The 25,580-nt window shown below is 49.4% G+C and carries 20 protein-coding genes and 1 tRNA gene; 8 read left to right on the top strand and 13 right to left on the bottom strand.

The window, feature by feature from the left end; genetic code table 11:
* Positions 1–140: 140 nt before the first annotated feature.
* The 6 genes from KU854_RS04435 to KU854_RS04410 form a co-directional block, all read right to left on the bottom strand.
* Positions 141–470 (bottom strand): TusE/DsrC/DsvC family sulfur relay protein, encoded by a 330-nt coding sequence (locus KU854_RS04435; RefSeq protein ID WP_218357248.1) that lies wholly within the window; start codon positions 468–470, stop codon positions 141–143.
* A 110-nt stretch (positions 471–580) separates the two neighbouring features.
* Positions 581–1,246: a Bax inhibitor-1/YccA family protein gene (locus tag KU854_RS04430; protein WP_218357247.1), complete on the bottom strand. Its 666-nt coding sequence runs from the start codon at positions 1,244–1,246 to the stop codon at positions 581–583.
* Positions 1,247–1,526: 280 nt separating this feature from the next.
* Positions 1,527–2,276 carry an amino acid ABC transporter ATP-binding protein gene (locus KU854_RS04425; protein ID WP_218357246.1) on the bottom strand — a complete coding sequence of 250 codons (750 nt, stop codon included), beginning with the start codon at positions 2,274–2,276 and terminating at the stop codon, positions 1,527–1,529.
* 17 nt (positions 2,277–2,293) lie between these two features.
* Complete coding sequence (locus KU854_RS04420) at positions 2,294–3,394, bottom strand: amino acid ABC transporter permease (protein ID WP_218357245.1); 1,101 nt, start codon at positions 3,392–3,394, stop codon at positions 2,294–2,296.
* 3 nt (positions 3,395–3,397) lie between these two features.
* Positions 3,398–4,609, bottom strand: coding sequence for an amino acid ABC transporter permease (locus KU854_RS04415; protein ID WP_218357244.1), 1,212 nt, complete (start codon positions 4,607–4,609; stop codon positions 3,398–3,400).
* A gap of 77 nt (positions 4,610–4,686) precedes the next feature.
* Positions 4,687–5,715, bottom strand: coding sequence for an amino acid ABC transporter substrate-binding protein (locus KU854_RS04410; protein ID WP_218357243.1), 1,029 nt, complete (start codon positions 5,713–5,715; stop codon positions 4,687–4,689).
* Positions 5,716–6,273: 558 nt separating this feature from the next.
* Between KU854_RS04410 and KU854_RS04405 the strand changes: the two genes are divergently transcribed.
* The 3 genes from KU854_RS04405 to KU854_RS04395 all read left to right on the top strand — a co-directional run bounded on the left by KU854_RS04405 (position 6,274) and on the right by KU854_RS04395 (position 7,913).
* Positions 6,274–6,364 (top strand) — tRNA-Ser (locus tag KU854_RS04405).
* A gap of 130 nt (positions 6,365–6,494) precedes the next feature.
* Positions 6,495–6,659, top strand: a complete 165-nt coding sequence (locus tag KU854_RS25130) for a response regulator (protein ID WP_418885836.1) — start codon at positions 6,495–6,497, stop codon at positions 6,657–6,659.
* Positions 6,660–7,220: 561 nt separating this feature from the next.
* Entirely contained in the window at positions 7,221–7,913 is a 693-nt protein-coding gene (locus tag KU854_RS04395) for a 4'-phosphopantetheinyl transferase family protein (RefSeq protein ID WP_218357241.1), read from the top strand.
* 15 nt (positions 7,914–7,928) lie between these two features.
* Here KU854_RS04395 and KU854_RS04390 read toward each other — a convergent pair whose 3' ends face one another.
* The 5 genes from KU854_RS04390 to KU854_RS04370 all read right to left on the bottom strand — a co-directional run bounded on the left by KU854_RS04390 (position 7,929) and on the right by KU854_RS04370 (position 15,053).
* Positions 7,929–9,029: an FUSC family protein gene (locus KU854_RS04390; protein ID WP_255555392.1), complete on the bottom strand. Its 1,101-nt coding sequence runs from the start codon at positions 9,027–9,029 to the stop codon at positions 7,929–7,931.
* Positions 9,030–9,204: 175 nt separating this feature from the next.
* A complete protein-coding gene (gene gltS / locus KU854_RS04385; protein ID WP_218357240.1) occupies positions 9,205–10,431 on the bottom strand; it encodes a sodium/glutamate symporter in 1,227 nt (408 codons plus the stop codon).
* Positions 10,432–10,777: 346 nt separating this feature from the next.
* Positions 10,778–12,580 (bottom strand): amidohydrolase, encoded by a 1,803-nt coding sequence (locus KU854_RS04380; protein ID WP_218357239.1) that lies wholly within the window; start codon positions 12,578–12,580, stop codon positions 10,778–10,780.
* Positions 12,581–12,622: 42 nt separating this feature from the next.
* The gene (locus tag KU854_RS04375) at positions 12,623–13,636 is read right to left on the bottom strand and encodes an adenosine deaminase (protein ID WP_218357238.1); all 1,014 of its coding nucleotides are present in this window, start codon (positions 13,634–13,636) and stop codon (positions 12,623–12,625) included.
* A 202-nt stretch (positions 13,637–13,838) separates the two neighbouring features.
* Positions 13,839–15,053: an NRAMP family divalent metal transporter gene (locus KU854_RS04370; protein ID WP_218357237.1), complete on the bottom strand. Its 1,215-nt coding sequence runs from the start codon at positions 15,051–15,053 to the stop codon at positions 13,839–13,841.
* Positions 15,054–15,327: 274 nt separating this feature from the next.
* Here KU854_RS04370 and KU854_RS04365 point away from each other — a divergent pair, with 274 nt between their 5' ends.
* From KU854_RS04365 to KU854_RS04350, 4 genes are all read left to right on the top strand, one after another.
* Positions 15,328–15,996, top strand: a complete 669-nt coding sequence (locus KU854_RS04365) for a ribonuclease T2 family protein (protein WP_218357236.1) — start codon at positions 15,328–15,330, stop codon at positions 15,994–15,996.
* Positions 15,997–16,073: 77 nt separating this feature from the next.
* Positions 16,074–16,556, top strand: coding sequence for a GNAT family N-acetyltransferase (locus KU854_RS04360; protein WP_218357235.1), 483 nt, complete (start codon positions 16,074–16,076; stop codon positions 16,554–16,556).
* A 312-nt stretch (positions 16,557–16,868) separates the two neighbouring features.
* Positions 16,869–18,683, top strand: a complete 1,815-nt coding sequence (locus KU854_RS04355; protein WP_218357234.1) for a M28 family peptidase — start codon at positions 16,869–16,871, stop codon at positions 18,681–18,683.
* 172 nt (positions 18,684–18,855) lie between these two features.
* Entirely contained in the window at positions 18,856–20,922 is a 2,067-nt protein-coding gene (locus KU854_RS04350) for an alpha-amylase (RefSeq protein WP_218357233.1), read from the top strand.
* A gap of 69 nt (positions 20,923–20,991) precedes the next feature.
* Here the strand turns inward: KU854_RS04350 and KU854_RS25025 are convergent, their stop codons facing one another.
* Positions 20,992–21,927 (bottom strand): AraC family transcriptional regulator, encoded by a 936-nt coding sequence (locus KU854_RS25025; RefSeq protein WP_218357232.1) that lies wholly within the window; start codon positions 21,925–21,927, stop codon positions 20,992–20,994.
* A 295-nt stretch (positions 21,928–22,222) separates the two neighbouring features.
* Here KU854_RS25025 and KU854_RS04340 point away from each other — a divergent pair, with 295 nt between their 5' ends.
* Positions 22,223–22,765, top strand: coding sequence for a cytochrome P460 family protein (locus tag KU854_RS04340; RefSeq protein ID WP_218357231.1), 543 nt, complete (start codon positions 22,223–22,225; stop codon positions 22,763–22,765).
* A gap of 72 nt (positions 22,766–22,837) precedes the next feature.
* On the opposite strand, the gene malT is transcribed toward KU854_RS04340, so the two are convergent.
* Complete coding sequence (malT, locus tag KU854_RS04335) at positions 22,838–25,546, bottom strand: HTH-type transcriptional regulator MalT (RefSeq protein WP_218357230.1); 2,709 nt, start codon at positions 25,544–25,546, stop codon at positions 22,838–22,840.
* Between the last annotated feature and the right edge of the window lie 34 nt (positions 25,547–25,580).

Raw genomic sequence — 25,580 nt, 5'->3', positions numbered from 1 at the left:
TCGCGAGGGTAAGGGCTGTGGTCAATTGCAAAATAAAAGGCTCTAAGTATGGGGACTTAGAGCCTTTATAAGCCATCTGTTGGATCGTTCAACCGATCATTTATCTCTTAACTGATCGGCATTAGCCAACTGGCTCCTTTTTAAATGCATTTTACCGGTTTAGGTAAACCTGCAAGCTTGGTGGCTTGTTTAGCCGGGCCTTTAGGGAACAGCTTATACAAATAGCGGCTGCTGCCTTTTTCCGGGCCATATTTTTGCTCCATCGACTTAACCAGAAGACGGATAGCCGGAGAGGTGTTGAACTCCTTGTAGAAGTCCTGCACAAAATAAATCACTTCCCAGTGTGCATCGGTTAGCTCAATGCTTTCCTGCTCAGCCAACATCGGTACCAACGCCTCATCCCAGTCTGAAAAGTTTTTCAGATAACCCTGGGCATCGGTTTCGATTTGCTTACCGTTTAATTCCAACATGGATAACCTCGTGTTTCGAACGCGCAAAGCATAAAGCCTTGTGTGTTTGCCTTCAAGCGAAGACAAAAAAAGCTCCCGAAGGAGCTTTTCTTTTAACCAAACCTGTTGGATTAATCGTCGCCACCGAAAATGCCGATAAGCTGCAGAAGGCTCAGGAACAGGTTGTAGATAGATACATACAGCGTAATAGTTGCTGAAATGTAGTTGGTCTCACCGCCACGCACGATTGACTGAGTGGTCAGCAAGATTGCGCCGGTAGAGAACAGAACAAACAGACCGCTAAGCGCCATAGAAATCATCGGCATTTGCAGGAAGATGTTTGCAACCATACCTACCAACAGAACCACGAAACCCGCCATCAGCATACCGCCAAGGAAAGACAGGTCACGTTTGGTTGTCAAAGCGTATGCAGAACACGCCATGAAGGTCAGTGCAGTACCGCCGAGTGCCGGTGCGATAGCCCAGCCCAAGCCAGCGCCAATGTACATATTAAGGATTGGGCCCAGGGTGTAACCCAGGAAGCCGGTAAACAGGAAGGTGAAAACCAGTCCCATTGAGTTGTTGCGGTTCTTTTCAGTCAGGAACAGCAGACCGTAGAAACCAACAAGTGTAATGATAATGCCAGGGTATGGCAGGTTCATTGCCATAGACACACCAGCAACCGCCGCTGACCACAGCAGGGTCATGGACAGTAGGAAATAGGTGTTACGCAACACCTTGTTGGTTGCTAACAGGCTCTCTTGCGAGTACTCACGAGCAACAAAACGATCGTTCATAGCGTTCTCCCAGTAGGGTACATATTTTTGTATCCAGCATTGTACCGCGATTAGAGAGTCGCGACACAGCCAAAAATACAAACTCTATTTTGATAAATTCTAATACGTCATTTATTGCGGCTAATGATCAGTTTTTCAAGTCGCAACCGTCGCATAAATGATACTGAAGATGCTTACCCCCTGAAATCGCAGACGGAATGTGCCACAGAAAAGGATAAGAAGTTGTAAATGAATATTAATGAGCCGCTAACTTAATGGGTTAGCGGCTCAAAGGCCTGCATTAGTGGTGCAGGATCTGGCTCAGGAAGAGTTGTGTCCGATCAGATTGAGGATTGTTAAAGAACTCATTCGGCACGTTTTCTTCAATAATCTCACCGGCATCCATAAAGATCACGCGATCCGCGACCTCTTTGGCGAAGCCCATTTCGTGTGTTACACACAACATGGTCATCCCTTCTTCCGCCAGTTCCACCATAACATCCAGCACTTCACGCACCATTTCAGGGTCAAGGGCTGACGTTGGCTCATCGAACAGCATCACGCTGGGGTTCATGCAGAGCGAGCGCGCAATGGCTACACGCTGCTGCTGACCGCCCGAGAGCTGTCCTGGGAACTTGTTAGCCTGCTCAGGAATTTTTACCCGCTTAAGAAACTTCATCGCAATGTCTTCAGCTTCGTCCTTGGGCATTTTCTTCACCCAAATCGGTGCGAGCGTACAGTTCTGCAAAACCGTCAGGTGAGGGAAAAGGTTGAAGTGCTGGAAACACATACCAACCTCTTTACGCACCTGCTCAATGTTTTTCAGATCATCTGTCAGCTCCGTATCGCCCACAATGATGGAGCCCTGCTGGTGCTCCTCAAGACGGTTGATACAACGGATCATGGTTGATTTACCCGAGCCGGAAGGGCCACAGATAACAATCTTTTCGCCTTTGGAGACTGAAAGGTTAATGTTTTTCAGTACATGAAACTGTCCGTACCATTTGTTGACATCGGTCAGTTTGATAACAGGGGAGTCTTGTTGCGTCATAATACAATCCTTGTTCCTTACCGCTTGTGACCGGTGTGCAGTTTGTTTTCCAGATAAATACTGTAGCGGGACATGCCGAAACAGAAGATCCAGAATACCAGTGCGACAAATACATAACTCTCTGTCGCGAAGCCAAGCCAATTAGGGTCAGTGTTTGCCGACTGGCCAATGCCGAGCACATCAAACATACCGATGATCAACACCAGACTGGTGTCTTTAAACAAGCCGATGAAGGTGTTCACAATCGACGGAATGGTGATCTTCAGTGCCTGTGGCAAGATGATGAGCCCCATCTTTTTCCAGTAACTCAAACCCAATGCGTCTGCAGCTTCATACTGACCTTTTGGAATAGCCTGAAGGCCACCGCGAACCACTTCCGCCATATAGGCGGCAGAGAACATCACCACACCGATCAGGGCACGCACGAGTTTGTTGGTTTCAGATTCGCCCGCCATAAACAGCGGCAACATCACTGAAGCCATAAAGAGTACGGTGATCAACGGAACGCCACGCCACACTTCGATATAGACAGTACACAGACTGCGGATTATCGGCATATCTGAACGACGCCCCAGCGCCAGTACAATACCGATAGGCAGGGAGACCACAATACCGACGATGGCAATGATCATGGTGATCAGCAGGCCACCCCAGAGGTGTGTTTCAACAACAGGCAAGCCCGCCACGCCACCAAACAACAGGAACACGGCGATCAGCGGGAAAGCCACGATAAACAGCAGCAGAATCCAGCCACGTTTAGGGGTTCTCTCGTAGATCAGCGCCCCGGTAAATATGGCGAGAATGGCGTAGAACAGTTTGGGGCGCCACAGTTCTTCCTGCGGGTAGAAACCAAACATAAACTGCTCAAAACGTACGTTGATAAATACCCAACAGGCACCTTCGCGGGAACAATCTTCCCGGGTGGTTCCCACCCAGTCGGAATTGATAAACGCCCAGTCAACCAGCGCCCAAAGCCCTTTTATGGCAAGAAAAGCCAGTACAATCGTCATCACCGAGTTCAGCGGCGAAGAGAACAGATTTTTCCGCATCCAACCGACAGCACCCACCGTATTCGGTGGTGGTGGCAGATCGGGTTGAAACTCATGTTTTATCGTCATGGGTTACCTCTCTACCAGTGCCACTTTGGCGTTATAAATGTTCATCAGCAGTGAAGTCAGCAAGCTGAGGGACAGATAAACTGCCATGGTCATCGCGATAATCTCTATCGCCTGACCAGTTTGGTTCAACGTTGTACCTGCAAACACCGATACTAAATCTGGATAGCCGATAGCCATTGCCAGCGATGAGTTTTTAGTCAGGTTCAGATACTGGCTGGTAAGCGGTGGGATGATGATCCGCATCGCCTGAGGGATAACGACAAGACGCAGCGTTTTGCTTTTGGGTAGACCCAAAGCCATGGCTGCTTCGGTTTGTCCGTGACTAACTGCGTTGATACCGGAGCGAACAATCTCGGCAATAAAGGAAGCCGTGTAGATTGAAAGCGCGAGCGTCAGCGCTGCGAGTTCGGGGATGATAGAAAGACCACCGCGGAAGTTAAAGCCTTTTAAAACCGGGTATTCCAGTGATACAGGCGTACCTGCCAGCACGAAAGCGAGCAGTGGTAAGCCGATAATGGTGCCCAAAGATACCCAGAACACTGGCGATTGTTGTCCGGTTGCTTCTTGTTTGTTCTTCGCCCAGCGTGAATAGGCAAAGCTGAACACCAGCGCAACAACGAGCGAGATAAATATCCACATCGAACCTTCTTCAAATACCGGACGGGTTAAGTACAAACCACGCACGTTAAGGAAGACAGACTCGCCAAAACTCAAACTGTTTCTTGGGGAAGGTAATGCCTGTAGTACCGCAAAATACCAAAAGAAGATCTGCAAGAGCAGGGGGATATTACGGAAGGTTTCGATGTAGACAGCAGCAAAACGGCTTAACAGCCAGTTGCTGGAAAGTCTTGCGATACCGATAAGGAATCCGATAATCGTGGCAAAGACGATACCTAAAATGGATACCAACGCGGTGTTGAGAAGCCCAACAAAGAAGGTTCTTCCGTAGGAGTACGTTTCATTGTACTCAATCAGCGTTAAGCCGATACCAAAGCCCGCCTCCTGACTCAGAAATCCAAAACCGGTTGCGATGCCACGAGCATCGAGGTTGGTCAGCGCATTGTTGACGATATTGTAAACAAACAATACCAGCGCAATGATCGCCACAGCTTGGAAAACGATGGAGCGGAACGTTGGATTGTAGATGATGCTTTGCTTTTTCTCGGGGCGGGCGGTACCGCTCCCTTCAGCAACCGCATTGTTTTTAGATGCCATACAACTGCACCTCTATCCTTTCACGTTAACTAAGGGGCACAACACTCGTGCCCCAACATTCGTTATTATTCGATTGATTAGCGGATAGGTGGCGCGTACAGGATGCCGCCGTCAGTCCACAGTGCGTTCACGCCACGTTGGATTTGTAGCGGTGAACCTTCACCCACTGTGCGCTGGAAGCTTTCGTCGTAGTTACCCACTTGCTTGATGATTTGGTAACCCCAGTCATCATTCAGGTTCAGACCTTTACCTTTAGGACCGTCCTGACCGAGGATACGGCGGATGTTTGGATCTTTAGACTTGACCATTTCATCAACGTTGGCTTGGGTGATACCAAATTCCTCAGCATTGATCATGGTGTTCAGAGTCCACTTCGCAATGTTGAACCAGTTATCATCACCCTGGCGAACAACCGGGCCCAGAGGCTCTTTCGAGATGATTTCTGGCAGTACCACTGCACTATTTGGATCAGCTAGCTTGATACGGGAAGCGTAAAGGCCGGACTGGTCAGTAGTGAGTGTGTCACAACGGCCAGATTCAAAACCTTTAACCGTCGCATCATACGTATCGTAAACCACAGGCTTGAAGGAGATGCCGTTTGAACGGAAGTAGTCGGAGAGGTTCAGTTCGGTAGTGGTACCTGATTGAACACAGACAGAAGCGCCGTCCAGTTCCAATGCACTGTTTACACCCAGATCTTTTTTCACCATAAAGCCCTGGCCGTCGTAATAGTTCACACCGACGAAGTTAAGACCCAGTGTACCGTCACGTTGTAACGTCCAGGTTGTGTTACGGGACAGCACATCAATTTCGCCAGATTGCAGGGCAGTGAAGCGCTCTTTCGCAGTCAGTGGAACATATTTAACTTTGCTTTTATCACCCAACACGGCTGCAGCCATTGCCTGACAAAATTCAACGTCAATACCTTCCCATTGACCTTCAGCATTTGGGTTCGAGAAGCCTGGAAGACCTGTACTTACGCCACAGCTAATCACACCGGCCTTTTTGACTTTATCCAACGTGCTTTCACCTTCGGCGTTTGCACCGCTAGCGAACAGAACTGCTGAAATTACAGCAAGCCCCAATGTCGACTTTTTAGAAACCATACCTATCAATCCTTTATTGGTTGTTAATGGTAGTTACCCATTGACAAGGCTCATTCGCGGCTCATTGCCTCAAAAGTGATGTGAACCTCGTAAAACCACTTAAATTTACAATTTGGTTAACACAATGTTAACAACGCAAGTATAGGAGGCCATTTGTTGGCTGCAAATTGAACAAGTTAGAGGTGTGACCTAGGCAATAATCTTGCGACATTTAGCTAGATTTTCATGGAAAAATGTGAAGAAGCACTTTCTGTAACACGCTGTTTTTACGCATCAGATTTAGAGTCTTATGTACGGAATGTTCAACAAAGAGGAACATCAGTGTCTGTTGTTTGTTTTTGTGCATTTCCTTTTCAGTGTGAATATTAGCAAACTTTAATTGAGTAATTATTCGCCACGATAAAAATGGGATAGCTTTGTGGTGGCCTGACGATGCTCAGTTGAGCGAGATTTGCATGCAATGTGATCTAAATGAATGAATCATGTCCGAACGGATGGTTGTGCATAAATATCTGCTTTACAGCTTGGTCTCTGCTGGGTAGTATACGCAGCACTTACGGAGGGATGGCTGAGTGGTTGAAAGCACCGGTCTTGAAAACCGGCATACGTTAATAGCGTATCTAGGGTTCAAATCCCTATCCCTCCGCCAAATTAGAGAAAGCCCGCTAAACTTAGCGGGCTTTTTCGTATCTGGGATAAACCGCCTGGGATAGGGATGCAGAAGCCTAGACCAGGGTTCAGCCGAGCGAAGCGAGACAACGTTGCGCGCCGTCCATACCATGCCAAAGCTGAAAGATATCCCAGTGATCATGCTGACCAGTCATTCGGACAAAGAGATCTTCAGAACTTGTATAAGTAACGGCGCCAACGATTCCATAGTGAAACCCACCCAGGCGGATGTGATCAGCAAAAAGGTAGCGAAAATAGTAAAACAGGCTTCTTGAAGCCTGTTTTTTGTCTCTTCTTAATTATTTGTCTTTGCCGTGATTTGAAATCAAGACATAAACGTCAATTATTCGTGCATTTCAATATGCCCAAACGATCTGAATCCCGCATCTTCAGGGCGTTTAGCTATATAGCCTGCTAAGCATTTTTTCATCCAATGTATTGAAAAGGTATTAAAGTGCCTGGAATATGCCCAATTTTTGAAAGGGTATTGAAGGCGGATTCCATATTTTTATCAATATCAGTTTGAGGGCTGAGAAAATTTTAAATTAGGAAATAATTGTAAATTTCATTCTTTGTTTTCTGCGATAATTATCTTTTATAACAGTTGCTTGTGTTGATTTAATTGCGTAAGGATTACCTTAAATACGCTGTTCTCAAAACTGCATAAACTCTTGTTGTTGAAAATATTATAGATTTAGTGGATTAATTTTTGGGTGTGAGACTTTTTTCATCACTCACAATAAATGGCAAGAGAAAATATCTATTTTGCAGCGCTTTAAAATGGCTGGTTTATCTATTTTGTTTTGATTTTATACGGTAAAGGAGAAAGGAGTTTGGTGCTTCGTCGGTTTGCGTCTCAACCCAGTATGTTGAGCTTTTTAGACTTTGAAGGCATTGTCTATACATCGAAATTCAAACGGAGTGAATACACCGAAGAGTTGTTTCAACAATTTGTCGGGAAAGTACCAAGTCACCTGACAAAAGCGAACAAATATCGAAAGGCGGAGTTTTTATCTGGTTATTTTTTGTCCAAATATGTGTTGAATGAAGCGGGATGTGATGTTTCAGAAATACCGGTAGAGAACCGTTTACCTGTCTGGCCAAATGGCTATATCGGTTCTATTTCACAATGCAAAGACCTGGTTGCTGTCGCGGTCTGCGAAACGCACTTGTATCTCAGTACAGGTTTGAATGTGGAGTCAGTTTTCACGCAGGAAGTGGCGACGGAAATGAGCTTTTCTGTCTTGGATCCACTGGAAAAGGGGCTGTTGTCTGCCGCCGGTTTTGATTTCCCCACCATGACGAGCCTTGCCTATTCGGCCAAGGAAAGCCTGTTTAAATGCCTTTATCAAATCAAGAAAACCAAATCCACCTTCCTCGATTACCGCATCAACTTTATCGATAGCGAGAAGCAGACCATTGAATTTAAGTCAGATGTGAATACTTACGTCTATGAAGGGGACGTACTCACACCGAAAGGGCATTACCTGATTGACGACAGCCGGGTGTATACGCTCGTCGTGGTGTAACAGCCCTGCACAAAGTTAGTAGGTATTGAGCCTCTTGCTGGCAGCGGTAAGTTGGGCGAATTGTCTTGCCAGTTCTCGGTTCAACCAAAGATACCCAAAATAGCTGATGTCGCTGAAATCTTCGCTTTCTGTGCTTTTGTGATTCGGGATCAGGCTCATCAAGGCAAGGTTTTCCGGTTCAATGCTTTCGATTTTGCGGGAAGGAATTTCCAGCGCCAGCTTTTCGAAGCAATCCGCCAGCTCTTCTTTTGCAGCGGTCAGCCCCTCCAAATCACTGATTTTTTCTTTGCCTTGCTGTTGTTCCCAGTAGGTGCTGACAAGGGTTTCCATGTCAGCGCTGATGCGCTTTTGAATCGCAAGAATGGCGACAAACACGGGCTTCAATGCGCGTGCTTCCCGCGCTGCATGGGGCAACAGGGTAGTCTGTTTATCAATAATCTCTGACAGTTTTTCGGCGTGGATAGGGGAAAAGGTGTGTTTCGCCATTTCTGCATTGTGGTGGTGATAGATCTCGCTGCACTGGCTGACAAACTTCTCAAGCAGGACGACAAACTGGTCTTTTGCCCGTGCCGGGAAGATAAACAGGCTGGCGAGGATAGAGACCACGGCCGCCCAAAATACGTTGATAATACGCCAACCGGCTGCCTCAAAGTCCGTGGGGCCGCCACCGGCGACGATAACGATAGTGATCACTGACATCAGCGCGGCGTAAGCGTACTTCTCCTGCGTAAAGTACATGGCAAATATCATCAGTCCGAACAGGGCGATGTGGTGTGTCCAGTGATACTGCGGAGGGATAAGGAACAGGGAGAGGCCAATCAAACCACCGGCAATGGTGCCGGAAATGCGCTGGTTGGCTTTGGAAATTACCCCGCCAACAAAGGGAATAGCACCGAGAATGGTCACCGCAGTGATGAGTGCCCAATAGCCATAGGGGATGGCAGTCAGGCGGATGACGACCAGGATAAATCCCAAAACCAGTGAAACCCTGACCATATAAAGCAGACGCGCGTGGTGTTGCGCGAATTGGGTGTATTGCTGCATAAACACCGACCCCAACGGACGACCTGTTATCTGGCTGAATCCTGCATCTTCAGGTTGTTTAGGTACAAGCATAACGAGTAGCGGAAAAATTGTATGTTTAACAATGCGACTGGGACAAAGGTCGCTATCGCATCCAATGCTGTGTGTGAAAAAAGGGGGGAAACAGCGCGAGGAGGCGGCGGAGAAGCCTTCATCGCGCATAACATTATTGCGCGCGGGATATCATGTCACGTGCGCGGCGCAGGCATTAACCAATCACACTGAGCGTGGCTTGGAGGATTACCAGGTTCACGATGTCGATAAAGAACGCACCGACAATAGGCACCACCATAAACGCCTGTGGGGAAGGGCCAAAGCGGTTTACCACCGAGCCCATGTTCATCACCGCGGTGGGTGTTGCGCCCAGTCCAAAGCCACAATGCCCGCTGGAAATCACGGCGGCATCGTAGTTTTTACCCATGATGCGGTAGGTAACGAAATAGGCAAAGACTGCCAGCATGGCCGATTGCACCATCAGGATCATCAAAAATGGCAACGCCAAATCCAGAATGTTCCACAGCTTGAGGCTCATCAGTGCCATGGCTAAAAACAACGCCAAAGACACTGTACCCAGAATATCGACGGTTTCCACATCCAGCTTTTTCGCCTTGGTGACTTCCGCGACATTGGTGATAACCACGCCGATAAACAGGGCGTAGACAAAGTCTGGGATCATCAGCCACGAGATTTCAAAACCGCGGACAAACTGCTCCAGATACTTCGCCCCGGTGACACAAATCAGCAGGACAAACAGGGTTTCGATTACTTTCTTGGCGGTGACTTTGTCTTCCTCGTTCTCGTTGTATGTAACCAGTTCAGGGAAGCGTTCATGGGTGGTGCAAGTATTGCCGTAATCGGATTTAAGCTGGTGTTTTTCAATCAGGCGCTGCGCGACCGGACTGCCGATAATGCCGCCCATGATCAGACCGAAGGTGGCGGAAGCCATGGCAATTTCGAGCACGTTTTCAAGGCCGTAAACATCCTGGAATGTCTGCGACCACGCCGCGCCGGTGCCATGTCCGCCGGACAGGGTAATCGAGCCGGCAATCAGCCCCATCAGGGGGTCAAGACCCAGTGCACTCGCAAGGGCAATTCCCACGCCGTTTTGCAAGACGATGTAGAGTGATGCCACACCCAGGAAGATAAAGACTTTGGCGCCGCCTTTGACCAACTGGGTATAGTTGGCAGCCAGCCCCACGGTGGCGAAGAACATCAGCATAAAGGTATGCTGCATCGGGAGGCTGAAACTCAGCTCAATACCGTTCAGGTGGAGCAGGGTGATTACGGTCGCAACGACCAGTCCGCCCACAATGGGTTCGGGAATGTTGAATTGCTTGAGAATGGGGATCCGGGCATTGATGAAATGACCGAGAAAAAGCACAAAAATGGCGATCAGAAAGGACTCAAGTGTGCCGACAGAAATTAGTTGATTCATAAAGCCTCTGTTATCTCATCATCGTCCATGACAAGTGAGAGTCTTCATTCTTTCATGCCCCAGAGAACGGGAATGACAGGGCGTTATCCGTCGCCGCTTACGCACGTTCGCTGAAAACAGGAGCGACGTTATCTCATAGAGTTGAAGATAATGACAAGTAAATCAGCAAAAATATTCACTTTGATTGCTTGTTACTACGGTTTTGGGGCGATTTGATAAGTTTGCATTCTATTTTGTTGACCGGCCTGTTTTCCCCTGTCAGAAGGCGGCAAGGCATTCCTGCATGGACATTGCAAAAAAGCTGCGGGTAAGCGCAGCCTTTCTCTTTATCAACTATCCACCTGTATCAATGGCGATGAGGAATAATGCCTGCAACCATCATGGTTTCTGTTGCAAGTGTCTGACACTTCTTGGATTCCGCACAGCTTATCATGGCGTTTTCATCCGGCTTTTTGGTGTATATGACCTTGCCATCTTTGATGGTGGTCAGCACCTTGATATCTGCCAGTTTCAGCGGGTCGATTTCCAGTGGGTTGTCGGACAGCACCACGAGGTCGGCCACTTTTCCTGGTTCAATCGAGCCTTTGCTGTCTTCCTCGAAGTGTTGATAGGCCGCCCAGATAGTCTGTGCTTTCAGGGCTGTCATGGCTGAAACCCGTTGATCCCGTCCAAGTACACGCCCACTTCGGGTAATGCGGTTTACCGTTGCTGAGTAAACGCGCATGGAATCTGGGAAGGCAACCGGCGCATCATGGTGTGAGGTGAATATCATGCCGCGATCGAGCGCCCAGCCGGTGGGTGAAATGTTCTCTGCACGCTCGTCACCCAGCACAGACTGTGCATGCCAGTCACCCCAATAGAAGGTATGCATCGGGAAGAAGGAAGGCATGATGTTCAGCTCGTAAAAAGACTGCACCTGATCTTCACGGGCGGTCTGGGCATGGATTGCGACAAAGCGGCGTTCCTTCGCACCATACTTTTTAGTTGCACGGGCCACGGCACGGATATATTGGTCGATGGCTGCATCTCCGTTGGCATGGGTCAGCAACTGCCAGCCATTTTCCATTGCCTGCGACACGTATTTTTCCGCTTCTTCGTCAGACATAATGGGATAACCACGGTAACCCGGCTTCTGGCCTTCCGGCGGCACCAGGTAGGGTTGCGTCAGCCAGGCCGTTTTGCCTTGCGGTGATCCGTCCAGCGTCAGTTTTACCCCGCCCACGCGGAAACCATTGTGATAAGTACCGTCGTAGTAAGGCGGCTTCATGATTTCAGTGCCGAGCTGAATATCGGTGTAGGCCACCACATCCAGCAGTAGTTTTTCTTTTTGCGCAATGTCATACATGGTTTTGACACTGTCAGTCATGGTACGGCCTTCCTGCGCCGTGGTGTAACCGTACTTGGAGTACAGCTTCATCCCGGCCTGGAACAGCATCTCATTTTCTTCAGGGCTAATCTGGGTAAACAGCGGGATAAGTGCGCCAAAGAAAGCGGATTCTTCCAATACGCCATTGGGTTCCTGGCTATCTGGCAAGCGGCGGATAACGCCTCCCGGTGGATTTTTGCTCGCGGCAGTCAGGTTCATCATTTCCAGTGCTTTACTGTTCAGGACACCAATGTGGCCAGACTGGTGGATGATGAGAATCGGCACATCTTTCGAAACGGCATCCAAATCGTAGCGGGTAGGATGGATTTGCTCTTTGAGCTGGGAGTCGTCGTAACCAAAGCCGATGATAAATTTCTGGCCTTTGTTGCCAGGCACAGCCGCCCATTTACGCAGTGCGTCCTGCAGGGAGGCAATATCTGTGACTGGACCATCCGGTGGAGAGAGCAGATTGGCTGAAACCGCCTGAAGCCCGGTATTCATTACATGGCCGTGTGCATCAATAAAACCGGGAATCATGGTCAAACCTTGCAAATCGACGACTTTGGTACGCGGGTCTGCAAATCCCATGACTTCTTTGTCCGAGCCCACGGCCAGTATTTTACCGTCGCGGACAGCAACGGCCTGCGCCTCGGGCTGTCCATCATTCACGGTAATGACCTGCGCATTGTGGTAAACCACATCAGCCACTGGTTTCGCGGGGCTGGTGGCATAGGCATGTCCTGCTACGAGAGATAACAGACACGCGGGGACGATGGCTTTCATATTTTTTCCTTGTCTTTGGCTGGGCGGGACATCGACAGTCACTTAGTGTAGGTGGTTCACCACGGTGAAATCGTCCAGCTTTTGCATCATTGCCTGTTTGGCCTCCGGAGATACGAAGGCAGCTTCAATGGCATTGCGTGTAAACTGGGCAAACTGTGACCGGGTCGGTGCCATTGCATGATAGAGCGCGAGGAAATTATCCGTCATATAGCCGCCAAAGAAAGCAGGATCATCGGAATTTATGGTTACACAAAGACCTCTATCCAACAGCCTGATTATGTTGTGGTCTGTCATGGAATCGAACACGCGAAGCTTGATGTTTGACAGTGGGCAGACAGTCAGGGGCATCCGGGAAAGTGCCAGTTCACTGACCAGTTCATCGTCCTGAACACATTGAACACCATGGTCAACGCGGCTGACGTGCAGCAGGGAGATAGCATCACGGATATTCTGGGCAGGCCCTTCTTCACCCGCGTGGGCAACGGTTTTCAGCCCCAGCGAAAGTGCCTCGGCAAAGACACGGGCAAATTTTTCCGGCGGATTGCCAAGCTCTGAGGAGTCTAGTCCGACGCCAACAATTCGGTTAAGGTGCGGTTTGGCCTGCTCCAGGGTTTCAAATGCCGCTTCTTCAGAAAGGTGGCGCAGGAAGCACATGATGAGTTGGCTGGTGATCCCCAGCTCCTTTTCACCTTGTTTGAGTGCGTGGTAAATGCCGTTAATCACAGTATCAAACGCAATACCCCGCGCGGTGTGAGTTTGTGGGTCAAAGAAAATCTCGGTATGAATCACATTATCCGCTTTACAGCGCATCAGGTATGCCCAGGTTAAATCGAAGAAATCACGTTCAGTGATGAGAACATCCGCGCCCTGGTAATAGATATCCAGAAACGATTGCAGATCCTGGAAGTGGTAGGCATTGCGTGCTTCTTCGACCGAGGCATAGGGCAGTGAGACATTGTTTCGCTGTGCCAACTCAAACATTAATTCGGGCTCCATTGAGCCTTCAATGTGCAGGTGAAGCTCTACTTTGGGCAGGCGGCGAATAAAATCTTCCATAAACATCCCTCCAGATAGATGGTGAACAACCGGAAACGGGGAAAGGGAAACGACGGCGTGATGACGGGGTCGCTGATGGCTGCTCAGATACCCACATAATAGGCAGTGGGTGTGCAATCTGTGCTGCGTATCTTCTAAATTTTGGCAGAAAGTGGGTGGGATGAAGCAAAAAGGCCGCCAGAAAGGCGGCCCTAGGGAGAAATTAACCGATGAATTTGCCGATGAAGTTCTGGATGTTGCTGAAGCTTGATACCGCCATGACAATCACAATCGCAGCACCAATCAGCGAGAGGTAAATCGGGTGTTTATAGTCACCAACGATGTCCTTGCGGCGTGTTGCAGCCAGCACAAAACCCAGTACCACAGGCAGGATAATACTGTTCACCAGACCTGCCAGCATCAGCAGCAGAATTGGCATGTTCATCATCACGGTACCCACGCTGGTGATGATAATGAAGGCGACACACCAGGCTTTTTCATTGCGTGCAACGACCGGGAACAGGGTCTTGATGAGTGAAATCGCCATGTAGGAGTTGCCTACCACTGAGGTGATTGACGCCACAAACAGCACCAGACCGAAAATGAAGTAACCGATTTCACCTGTGCCCTGACGGAACGCATCCGCCGCCGGGTTGGCTGTATCCAGCACCGCGCCGGTTGCGATAACGCCGAAGACCGCCATAAACAGCAGGATACGGATAACCACAGCAATCGAGATACCAGCCCATGCCGCTTTGTTGATAAAGCCAATGTTGTCGCGGCCTTGCAGACCCACATCCACCAGACGCTGAGCACCCGTGTAGTAGCCACCTACCGCGCCACCCACAATGGTCAGGGTTGGCAGAAGCAGGCTGCCCATGTCTGTTGGCATCACCGCGGCTGACAGGGTTTCACCCATTGGAGGCAGGCTGGTCATCGCCACATAGGCAATCAGGACGATCATGAACAGGCCAAGGTAGCGCGCCATTTGGTCCATGCGCTTGGATGCGTTGTGAACCACAAACAGCAGACAACCAATCACACCGGTAAACAAGGCGCCCCAGGTTGTGTCTACGCCGGTCAGTACGTTGATACCCAGCGCAGCACCGCTCACGTTACCAAAGTTGAATGCCACCGCGCCCAGCGCCAGCAATACACCGATGAAGTAACCGGCTCCCGGTGCAATCTTGTTGGCAATGTCCTGAATACGCAGGCCGGAAACGCCCACAATGCGCCACAGGTTCATCACGATACCGAAAGTGATAAACATGGATGCGAACACAGGGAACGCCATGTCGACTTTGTAGATGTTAGTGAAAACAGCAGTTTGAGTCAGAAAGCCCGGGCCAACAGAAGTGGTAGCCATAAGGAAAGCGACGCTGAAAATGGCTTTGGATTGCCAGTCGGTCTTAAGATGTGTGTGTGCTTTGGTGGTCATGCCGAATCTCGATTTTTTGTTGTCTCTCTCTTTATAAAAAAAGAAAAACAACTGACCGGGATCAGCTGGTAGAGAGCCGTTAAGCTCTTGAAAAGTCGGGGCCCTTGCGGCTCCGTTTTTGCTGGGCGCGAATGTTAGTGACTCGCCGGAGGATTGTCAATCACTTAATTTGATAAAATTTCCAAGGTTGCCAGGCAGTTACATTTTTTTATTGGCAATGTTATCGGTGGCGTCTTACCCTTGCAGGCAAAAACTACAACCATGGAGAAATGGAATGACCGTTTTCTTTCGCGTCATAGCAAGCTTTATTCTGCTCTTTGCTGCAGCAGCGAATGCCGCACCGTTTTCGGCTGACAGTTGCGACATTGATGCTTCGCTACTTAACAAGCGGTATGACAACGATCTCGACTACAAAAACACCCGGGCAGAAACAGACTTCTTTCTGCTTGTGTATTCAAACTCGCCGCGCTTTTGCGACTACATGGAGCGAAAGGGGCGTGAAGACAGTGTGCGTTTCCAGTGCGAATCGGACAATGATTTTGGCTGGGTCGTCCACGGTTTGTGGGGAGAGTCCCGCAAAGCTTATACATCGGGCAACTTCGAGGGACATCCACGTTATTGCAAAGGTGATTTGAAACCGCTCCCGCTTAAAACCCTTGAGCCGTACCTTTGCATGAGTCCGGGCACCCGTTTACTGCAGGGGCAGTGGGAAAAACACGGAGCGTGTGATTTCAGCTCGCCAGAGCAGTACTTTGGGACGACACTTTCGCTGGCGCAGCGTTTCAAAGTGCCACCGGAAAATCTGAACCCCAAACAGGCGGTGCGGTGGATGCGGGACAATAACCCGGCGCTCAAACGGATTTGGTTGCACCAGACCCGGACAGAATTTGGTATTTGTTTTGATAAAAACTTTGATGTGATGTCTTGCCCGAGGAGAAGATAAGCATTTATTAAAACAAACGCCATACGCATTTATATTCATTTCGTTTGTTATAAAATTTATTAAGGAGTGGACTTAACATGGATGTTACTGTCAGGCGTTATGATGAAAAAGATGAAAATGCCGTGCTGGGAATCAGTTTGGATAAATCACAAACAGAGTTTACTGTCACGCCTGAAAGCTTTTCCCAGGAAGACAGTGAAGACATTGATCGATATGTCATTGTCGTAAATGGTGCCGTTTCGGGTTATTTCAAAATAGACAAAGCGTATTCAGCCGGAAAAGTTGATTGCGAACCAAAATCTATAGGGTTGAGAGGGTTGGCATTAGACTCACGCCTTCAGGGTAAAGGCTTTGGAAAAGCAGCATTACGGGTGTTATGCCTCCAATTGCCTAAAGACTACCGCCAACACAACTGGCTATATCTCACCGTGAACTGTCGCAATCTACCTGCGTACCGTTGCTATCTTGCCAGCGGCTTCGAAGACACGGAAAATCTCTATTTAGAAGGCCCCGTGGGCCCGCAATACATTATGCGTGCGAAACTGAGTGATGAAAGTTAACGCGAAATAATCGAATAATTATTCGTGTGACGTTTATTTTTTATGTTGAAAAGCACTGGCGGTGGAGATTATTTTCCTCTAAGTGTTTAAATAATTATCTATTATTTTTTCTGGCAGTATTTTTTACATGTGTAATTTGTGGCTGAGTGATTGTCTCTTTAATGAACCATTTAATTCTATTAAATGTCATGTATCTGCTTTATTTAAAACTGTGACGCTCAGTGGTGTAATCAAAAATAAATACTTACCAAAAGTGGCAGAATAAAGTTGTCGGTGTTTGACTGAATGGGTCAAATAAGAAGGACGACAACTATGAAAATATCCAACGTTAGTGCAAAGAAAGTAATTCTTGTGGCCATGAGTGCTGCATTGCTTACTGGCTTTGCAGGCTGTGAAGACCCGCGGTGGGTTGCGAACAAAGTCAGTAAGGCGATTAAAGAGAAGCGCTTGGTTGACCATCTTGAAGCGCTGGAAGTGGCGGCAGTCCCGACGGAAGATGGCAATGCCACCACCCGTGTTGCAGGCAGCGATGGCTATGCCAACTCTGCGGATTACATCAAACAAACGCTGGAGCGCAACGGGTTTGAGGTTACCCTTCAACCTTTCGATTTCAGAAGCTGGGTTGAGCTTGAAGGCACCGCGCTGTCTGTTGGTGGCGTAACTCTGGTTCACCAACATGATGCCACTGATGATATCCCAGCCGATTACGCCACCATGTCCTATTCGGGCAGCTCAGACGGTGACATCAACGCTGAAATCGCCTTTGTAACACCCGATTTTGATTTCGACTCAGCGGATTATGATGATACCGATGGCTGTGAAGCATCGGACTTTGACGGTGTTGATGTTTCCGGAAAAATTGCCGTGATCCAGCGGGGCGGCTGTACCTTTGATAGCAAAGTAGTCAATGCGGAGGCAGCAGGTGCCGTCGGCGTGATTGTGTTTAACCAGGGCAACAGTGAAGGACGCAAAGGGGTCATCAACGGCACGTTGGGCAGTGATACACAAGCCAGCATTCCAGCGTTTGGTGCCCGCTACGATCTGGGTAAGGAATGGTATGACACGCTACAAGCAGAAATGCTTTCTGCGGCACTGAATGTCGATGTGAAAGACGAAGTGGTAGTGACTCAGAACCTGTTGGCAGAAACCAAAGGGGGCGATCCGGATCAGATTGTCATGCTGGGGGCGCACCTCGACTCGGTTGCAGCAGGGCCAGGTATCAATGATAACGGCTCAGGTAGCGCAGGTATCCTTGAGTACGCTATCCGCCTGAACAAGAAAATGAAAACCCTGCCGGTTAAACAGAAAAACAAAGTCCGCTTCGCGTGGTGGGCGGCCGAGGAAGCGGGTCTGGTAGGCTCTGACTACTACACCAACGAAGTTTTCTCCGCATACTATGACGATGCTCAGGCACAAATCATGGACGAGCTGGGTGTGACGGATCCCAATGATCTCACTGATGAACAGTGGGACATGGTCGAAGCCCGTTATCTTGAAATCAACCCGGTGAAAATGTACCTGAACTTCGACATGATCGGCTCGCCAAACTATATCTTCGGCGTGATGGATGGTGACCTTTCCGATACCAAAGACAGCCCTGACAACGCCTACCCAGGTGACTTTGAGCCACCTGAAGGCACAGGCCACATCGAAGGGATGTTCGTTGAATTCTTCACCGACAAAGATGAGGCGACAGTACCGCAGGCATTGTCAAAACGCTCTGACTACTCTGGCTTTGCTGACTGGGGTATTGCCTTCGGTGGTTTGTTCACGGGTGCCGAGCGCGTGAAGTCGGCGGAGGAGGCCGATCAGTTTGGCGGTGAAGTAGATGTCGCCTATGACAAGTGTTATCACCAGTCGTGTGACGATCTGAATAACGTCAACTTCGGTGCCATGACCACCAATGCACAGGCGCTGGCTTATGTCGCCACTTACTACGCGATGAGTGAAGATCTCTATGCGGAAGAGCAGGAAAGCAAAGCGAAAGATGCCAAATTGATGCTGCGTTCCCTGGCGACAGACAACAAGCGCAATCAACACCGTATTGGCGAGAAAATCAAAGCCGCTGCGCGTGAAGTGTCTGATCACGGCCACTTCCACGGTGACTTTGATAAAGACCGTAATTAACCGCAAAACTGAAGCACTGACCGAAGGGAGCCGAATGGCTCCCTTTTCAGTTTGAAGTCAGACAGAGTCATGAGGGTTCAGAGATACATGCTTATGGGGCGTAGGGTAAAGGAGGATGTGCCTGACAGTTCCCCGCAATAGTATGTGCGTATGTTAACGAAGGGACTCCAATATGAAGCTCAATGCCATCTCTGCGTCATTGCTGTTGTTTTCCTCAATCGCAGCAGCATCGCCAACCCTGACAGTTGCAACCACCACCAACAGTCGTGACTTTCCCTTAAATGCTGAAACACCATTGGTCATCCCACTGGTGAAAAACAGCTACATCCTAACCGTGACTGGCCTTGAGAAAGGCGACTGTGCTGTGCCCAAGGAGCAGAAAGTCCGTTTCAGCCAACCACTGGCATTGAGTTGCGCAGAGCCTAATAAGTTGCCGCTGAACATTCGTTTCACCGGGGATTATGCGTTTACTTTTGACCCGGTCGCCAAAACGTTAATGATTAAGCGGGCACCCAAAGCGACGACCACCACCTTTAAACGCAAACTGCCCAATGTCACTTGCGAGGTTTATAACGGTGGAACGGTGACTATTCAGGTCGGCAATGCTTTTGCTGAAGGAACGTTGGTGCGAGATGCCTACAGTGGTGAAACTGCAATTGTAGAGAACCACTCTGTCACCCTTACGCCTTCGCCACTCGCTGGTGGTTTGTTATTGCTTGAGAAGGCAAAACTGCCCGAAAACGTAGCAGTTTTCGATTACCGAAACGCCAGTATCTACTTCATCATGGTCGACCGGTTTAACAACGGGGATCCCTCCAACGACAGCGCTTACGGGCGCAGGAAAGATGGAAATGAAGAGATTGGCACTTTCCACGGCGGCGATTTACGGGGTGTCGCGGAGAAGCTGGACTACATCAAAGAACTTGGTGTGGATGTCATTTGGCTTTCTCCCATTGTTGAACAGATACACGGCTTTGTTGGTGGTGGCGAAAGCGGTTCATTTCCGTTTTATGGATATCATGGCTACTGGACACGTGACTTCACTAAAATCGACGAGGCATTTGGAAAGGATGACGATCTAAAAACGCTGGTTGATGGGGCACACAAGCGGGGGATTAAAATCCTGCTGGATGTAGTGATTAATCACTCAGGCTATTCCACGCTGGCAGATTTGCAGTCAGACAAGTTATCGGTACTCAGAGAAAGCGCAGAGATGCCAAAGAAATGGGGAGATTGGCAACCTCAGCAAGGTCAGAACTGGCACCATTATCATAGGAACATTGATTACTCGAGTTCAGACTGGAAGTACTGGTGGGGAGCCGATTGGGTCAGAACAGGACTGCCCGGCTATGCCAAGCCGGGAAGCAGTGACATCAGAATGTCACTGGCGGGATTGCCGGACTTTAAGACTGAATCCAGTCACGCAGTTGTACCCCCGCAATGGTTGTTAAACAACCCCGGCACCCGAGTGGAGCCGAAAGAAGGCTTCACCGTGTCGGATTACCTGATTGAGTGGCAAACAGATTGGGTAAAACGCTTTGGCATTGATGGCTATCGCGTTGACACGGTGAAGCATGTGGAAGGCGAGGTGTGGAAGCGTCTTAAAGCAGCGGCGACGCAAAGTCTGGAAGCGTGGCGTGAGGCAAACGGGGAGAGTGGCTTACCGTTTTGGATGATGGGCGAAGTCTGGGGGCATGGCGCTTATCGCAGCCCGTACTTTGATGATGGCTTTGATGCATTGATTAACTTCGACATGCAGAAAAGGATGGATCGCGCTGCCGCTTGCTTTAGCCAAATCGCAGATACTTACCAGCGTTATTCGGAAGCAATGAGTGAAGCGGCAGACTTTCTGCCTGTCAGCTATATGTCTTCCCACGATACCGAATTGTTTTTTGGACGATTTAACAATGTGAATGCGCAAAGAAATGCGGCGAGCGCTTTGCTGTTGTCTCCAGGGGCTATCCAGATTTATTACGGAGATGAAGTTGGTCGTGAAAATGGTCCGTATGCGGATGACTTCCATCAGGGAACGCGATCAGACATGCTCTGGAAGCTTGATGAGGAGCGGAACGCCTTGTTGACCCATTGGCAGAAAGTCGGGAACTTCAGAAAACAACATCCCGCTATTGGCGCTGGAAAACACGCAGTCATCCCCCAGCCAGAGGCTTATGTCTTTTCCCGCATTTTGGGCGACGATTCGGTCGTGATTGCGTTTGTGGGTGAGAATAAAAATGACTAGAGATGGTATAGCAGCAAGGTAAGAACCTTTGCATCTGATTCACCCAGAGGGAGCCGAATGGCTCCCTTTTCAATTTTGGCTCAGTTGGCGTATTTCTGCTGGCGTCAGACCGAATTCCCTCACCAGTGCGCGGCTCAAGGTGCGGCCGGAAACAAACCCCAGCGACAGGGCAATCTGCTCCACGGAGTCTTCACCATAGCGCAGGGCGTTATAGGCTTTCAGCCGTCGCCAGTGGTTAAGGTAACTGATAGGCGCTACCCCCAACGCTTCCTGAAAGTGGCGCACAAGTGTGGCTTTAGACATGCCGATTTGCTTTCCCAGCTCTTCAAGCGTCCAGTCTTTTCCGGGTTCGTGGTGGATTAACTCAAGCGCCTGGCGAAGCTGCCTGTGGTGGACGGCACGGATGAAGCTGTACTTTTCATGATTTTCGTTTAGGAACTGGCAAAGAAGCGTTAAAAACAGTGCCTCCGCCAGTTTATCTACGATGGGATTTCGCTGGATCCCGCCGAGTTTGATGTATTCATGGATAAGGGTGATCAAGCGCCATGGCGTGCTGTCTTCCGCAATGTGTTTCAGGGTGATCACAGGCGGCAAAGCCTGGAGGATAGGGTGGCTCAAGCCTTGTTCGAACGTCACCAATCCACACATCAGCTCGTGTGTGGTTTCGCCGTGTTGGAACATTGGGGCAGATAGCTCGCAGGCTTCAATCACTTCCTCGCTGGCGTATTTCTTACTACCTGTTTGATCGGCAATCCAGTGGGAAGCACCGTTCGGCAGGATGAAAATGTCCATCTCAGAAATCTGTTGCGGTGAATGCCCCTGAACACCGAGGTAACAATCACCCCGCATGGCGATATGGAAGCGCGGAAAGTCCCTTTGTTTTAGCGAGACTCCCCAAGGCGCACTCAGTTCTGAGCTGAAAAATATCGTCCCCTTAAATCGCATTGTTTCAAAAACATCGGAGAGAAACTTGAGTGTTTCCTGGGCTTTGATTCCTTGAGGCACAGATTTGATTCCCTGAACAACATCAGCAGCGCTAACTCTAGCTTAGACTCATTGAGCGCGCCCAAAACTCGGGCGATCCCAATGTCACTGAGGTGAGAATTTGGAAGTAATAGCCAAGGGTAACAGCCAAACCTTTCCCGGATGCGGCCTGTAATACCTGTCATCAAGCCACTGCAGCCGACGACTTTGTATTTACCCAATATTACCCAGTGCTGCGCTATGGCAAAGCAAAGGGTGAAGAGGCATCTGGCGGTTTTGATTCGCAACTAAGTAAATAGAAAACAGGAGTAATAATGTGAAAAGGAACGCTTTTATGGTGACCGCAGCGCTGTTTTTATTGAGCCCTGCTGCGTCAGCGGGTGATTCATTTTCTGAGTACGTGGATGATAAGGGTGTTATCTCATTCCCTGAAGATTTCCGTACTGAGATGGTTCACCTCGGCTCGTGGTTTGTACCGGAAGGCGGTGCCAGCGGTTTTCATGACGTTTATACTGAAAAATCCACTGTGGAAGCCTACCGGAAAACCGGCAAGTTTCCTGATGGTGCTACTATCGTGAAGGAATTGCGTGCAGCGAATACTGGCGACTTCACCACGGGTCAAGGGGTGAGTCATGAAACCGGCGAATTGAAGCAATGGTTTGTCATGATCAAAGATACGGAAAACCGTTTTTCAGGGAATGATGTGTGGGGAGATGGATGGGGATGGGCGTTATTTATGCCAAAAGACAAATCCCAGAATGCATCGTCAAACTACAAAAATGATTGCCTTGGCTGCCATGTGCCGGCGAAAGAGACTGACTGGGTATACACCGAAGGCTACCCCGTACTCAGTGAGTAGTTTGCCAAGTGCTTCAAGATAGAAACGGCTCATTACGAGCCGTTTTTTATTGCGCCACATATCAGGCCTTGTTCAACGGTTGGCAATTTGAATGATGCTTTCTGCGGTCACAATCGCCTCTTTCCGGTTGGTAATATCAAGTTTCTGGTAAAGGTTGCGGATGTGGGTTTTGATAGTGGTGCCAGCTATGTCCAGCTCTTGAGCGATTTGCTCGTTGCTGAATCCAGAGTAGATCAAGCCCAGCACCTGCCACTCACGCTGTGTGAGGGCACTGTTGCGAACCAGTTCAGGTACGTTGGGGTCGCTGACGAGTTTGCTAACAAACTCTTCATCGAAGTGGACAGATCGGCTTCGCTCATTGCTTGTGATCACTTTAAGCATCTGCTGTGCACGATGGCGTTCAAGTGTACCGAGTGCCCGTTGGTGCAGTAAGTCCTGAAGGGTGGGAGACAGAAGTTCACCATCAATAAGGAAGTTTGCAATCATCCCGGTCTGGTTTGTCAAAATGAGTGCATCATGCAACAGCGTTTTGGCGAGTGCAGTATCCTGATCATGTTTTGCCAAAACGGCTTCAACGATAAGGTTGCGGTTTTGGTCTGTCACCAGTTGATATTCTTTTGCCTCTTCCTGCAGAAAGCTGAGGGTTTTTCTCGCCTCTTCAAATCGTCCCAATGCCAAATTGGCACGGGCGATATTCCGCCATTGAAGCTGGGTAAAATGACTACATGCTTTTTTGGGGCGGGCAGCGGTGCGCAGCCAATCTGCAATGGCGGTGTTGTTGTTTTTGGCTTGCCAGTAGAGCAGAAGTGAAAACGACGCATTTGCTGTCCAATCCACGTGGTAAACCGATTCCCGCAGTAGGTGTTCGATTTTTTCCACGTACTTTGAAGCCCTGTCCAGCTCGCCCCGTCCAACAGCGACTCTCGCCAGCATAGAATAACTGTGCAGGTGCTTGCTGGGGGGCTGGTTCTCTAACACCACCAACCCTTTTTGTGCCAGAGCTTCTGCTTCATCAAGACGGTTCCAGCACCACAAGATCTGGGCGCGAAGACGAAGGGCGAACTCATGCAAAGGCACCTGGTGCAGGCGTTGGTCTTCAATAAGCTTGTCAGCACAGTCGAGCGTTTCAAAGGCTGCCTGAACATACCCTTTGGCGATCAGGATTTCACATTGCTGGATGATGGCCCAAAGCGCGTGATGATAGACCTGATGCTGGCGGGCAAGTTTTTCTGTTTGCTGCATCATTGGAAGCGCGCGATCCAGCTTACCGAGAACATGGTTCACTTCCCCCACCACCGACGTTGCCACAATACGTCCGCGGTAATTCGCACTCTCCATTTGGCTCAATGCGAGCTCCGCCAGTGCCATCGCCTGTTCAGGGTCATTCCTGTTTATCGCGACTTGAGCGAGTAACGCGTTGGTACTGCCTTGATAATCAATATCCAACTCAATATTGCGCGACTGATGGGCTTTGGCCGCTTTGGCGAGTAAATCTCCCACCTCTTCAAAACGGTGCTGGCTCTGTGCCAGCCAGGCTTGGAGAAGGCTGAGTTTAGGGTAGTTATATCGGATATCTTCATCCAACTGCTCAATAGCCGCCTCCAGCGTGGAGAGCTCTCCACGGTTGAACATGCGCCAACCGAATTGATTGAGAATATCAGCAATCAGTATGTCATCTTCGGCTTTGGCTGCATGGCGCAGCGCTTGGTGCGGCGTATGGAGTTTCAGCCATGCGTGTGCAGCCTGACTATTCAGTTCTTGCTGCTGATGAGGAATTCTTGCCTGGCGCTGATGGGCGAGAAACTCGCTAAACAGGTGGTGGAAGCGGAACCAGTTATTGTCGCCTTCGAGGGGATGGATAAACAGGCCATAGTGGTTGAGCGCTTCGATCATCGCCAGCGCATCTCCCCGGTTTGTCAGTGCGTAGACCAACTCGTCGTTGAACATTTCCAATACGGACACTTGCATCAGAAACTGTCGGGTCTCGCTGTCTAACAGGTCAAAAACTTCTTCGATCAGATAGTCCCACAAATGGGCGTGGTTGAAATCAGCCCAGGACTGGGCGCTTTGAGCCAGTGTACGTTTATTTTGCTGTGCCTGAATCGCGAAAAGCTGGAGCGCCGAGGGCCAGCCTTCTACATAGGTTCGCAACGCCGACGCTGTGTTGTCATCGACACCGCCTTCAAGCCGTTGGTTGAAAAAGCGGGTGGTTTCTTCATCGTCAAATGCCAGCAATTCATTGCCAATTTCCAACATTTGATCGCGGACACGCAGGTTGGCTGTGCCCAGCAGGGGGTTGGAGCGCGACGTCACCACAAGCGTCATATTGTCCGGCATGTGTTTGATGAAAAAGCGCATTGCTTCGTGCAATTCGTCGTTGGTAATTAACTGGTAGTCGTCCAACACCAGATAGCAGGGTTCATCAAAGGTTGCGATTTCAGCAAAAAGGTCACTTAACAGGGTACGCAACGTTGAGAACTGGCTTTTTTCAGCCAAGGTTATGGTGTTTGGGCAGGACTCATTGGTCGCATTGTTTATCGCCTGAACCAGGTAATTGATAAAGCGGAAACTGTCATTGTCACTGTCATCGAGGCTGAACCAGCCCACATTGGTCTGTTCAGATAACCACTGCGCTGTCATGGTGGTTTTTCCATATCCAGCGGGTGATCTGAACAAAACCAGCTTGTACTGGTTTGCTTGTTCCAGGAGTTCCAGTACGCGTGGGCGGGCAATGGCGTTATGCAAGCGACCTGGTCGCGTAAGTTTAGACGGAATCCACATAGGCTTAATCCTCTATGACTGCTGGGTTGGCGGC

It is taken from the genome of Enterovibrio paralichthyis (assembly GCF_019209835.1).
Lineage (GTDB): Bacteria > Pseudomonadota > Gammaproteobacteria > Enterobacterales > Vibrionaceae > Enterovibrio > Enterovibrio paralichthyis.
This window is presented reverse-complemented; position numbering and strand designations above follow the sequence as displayed.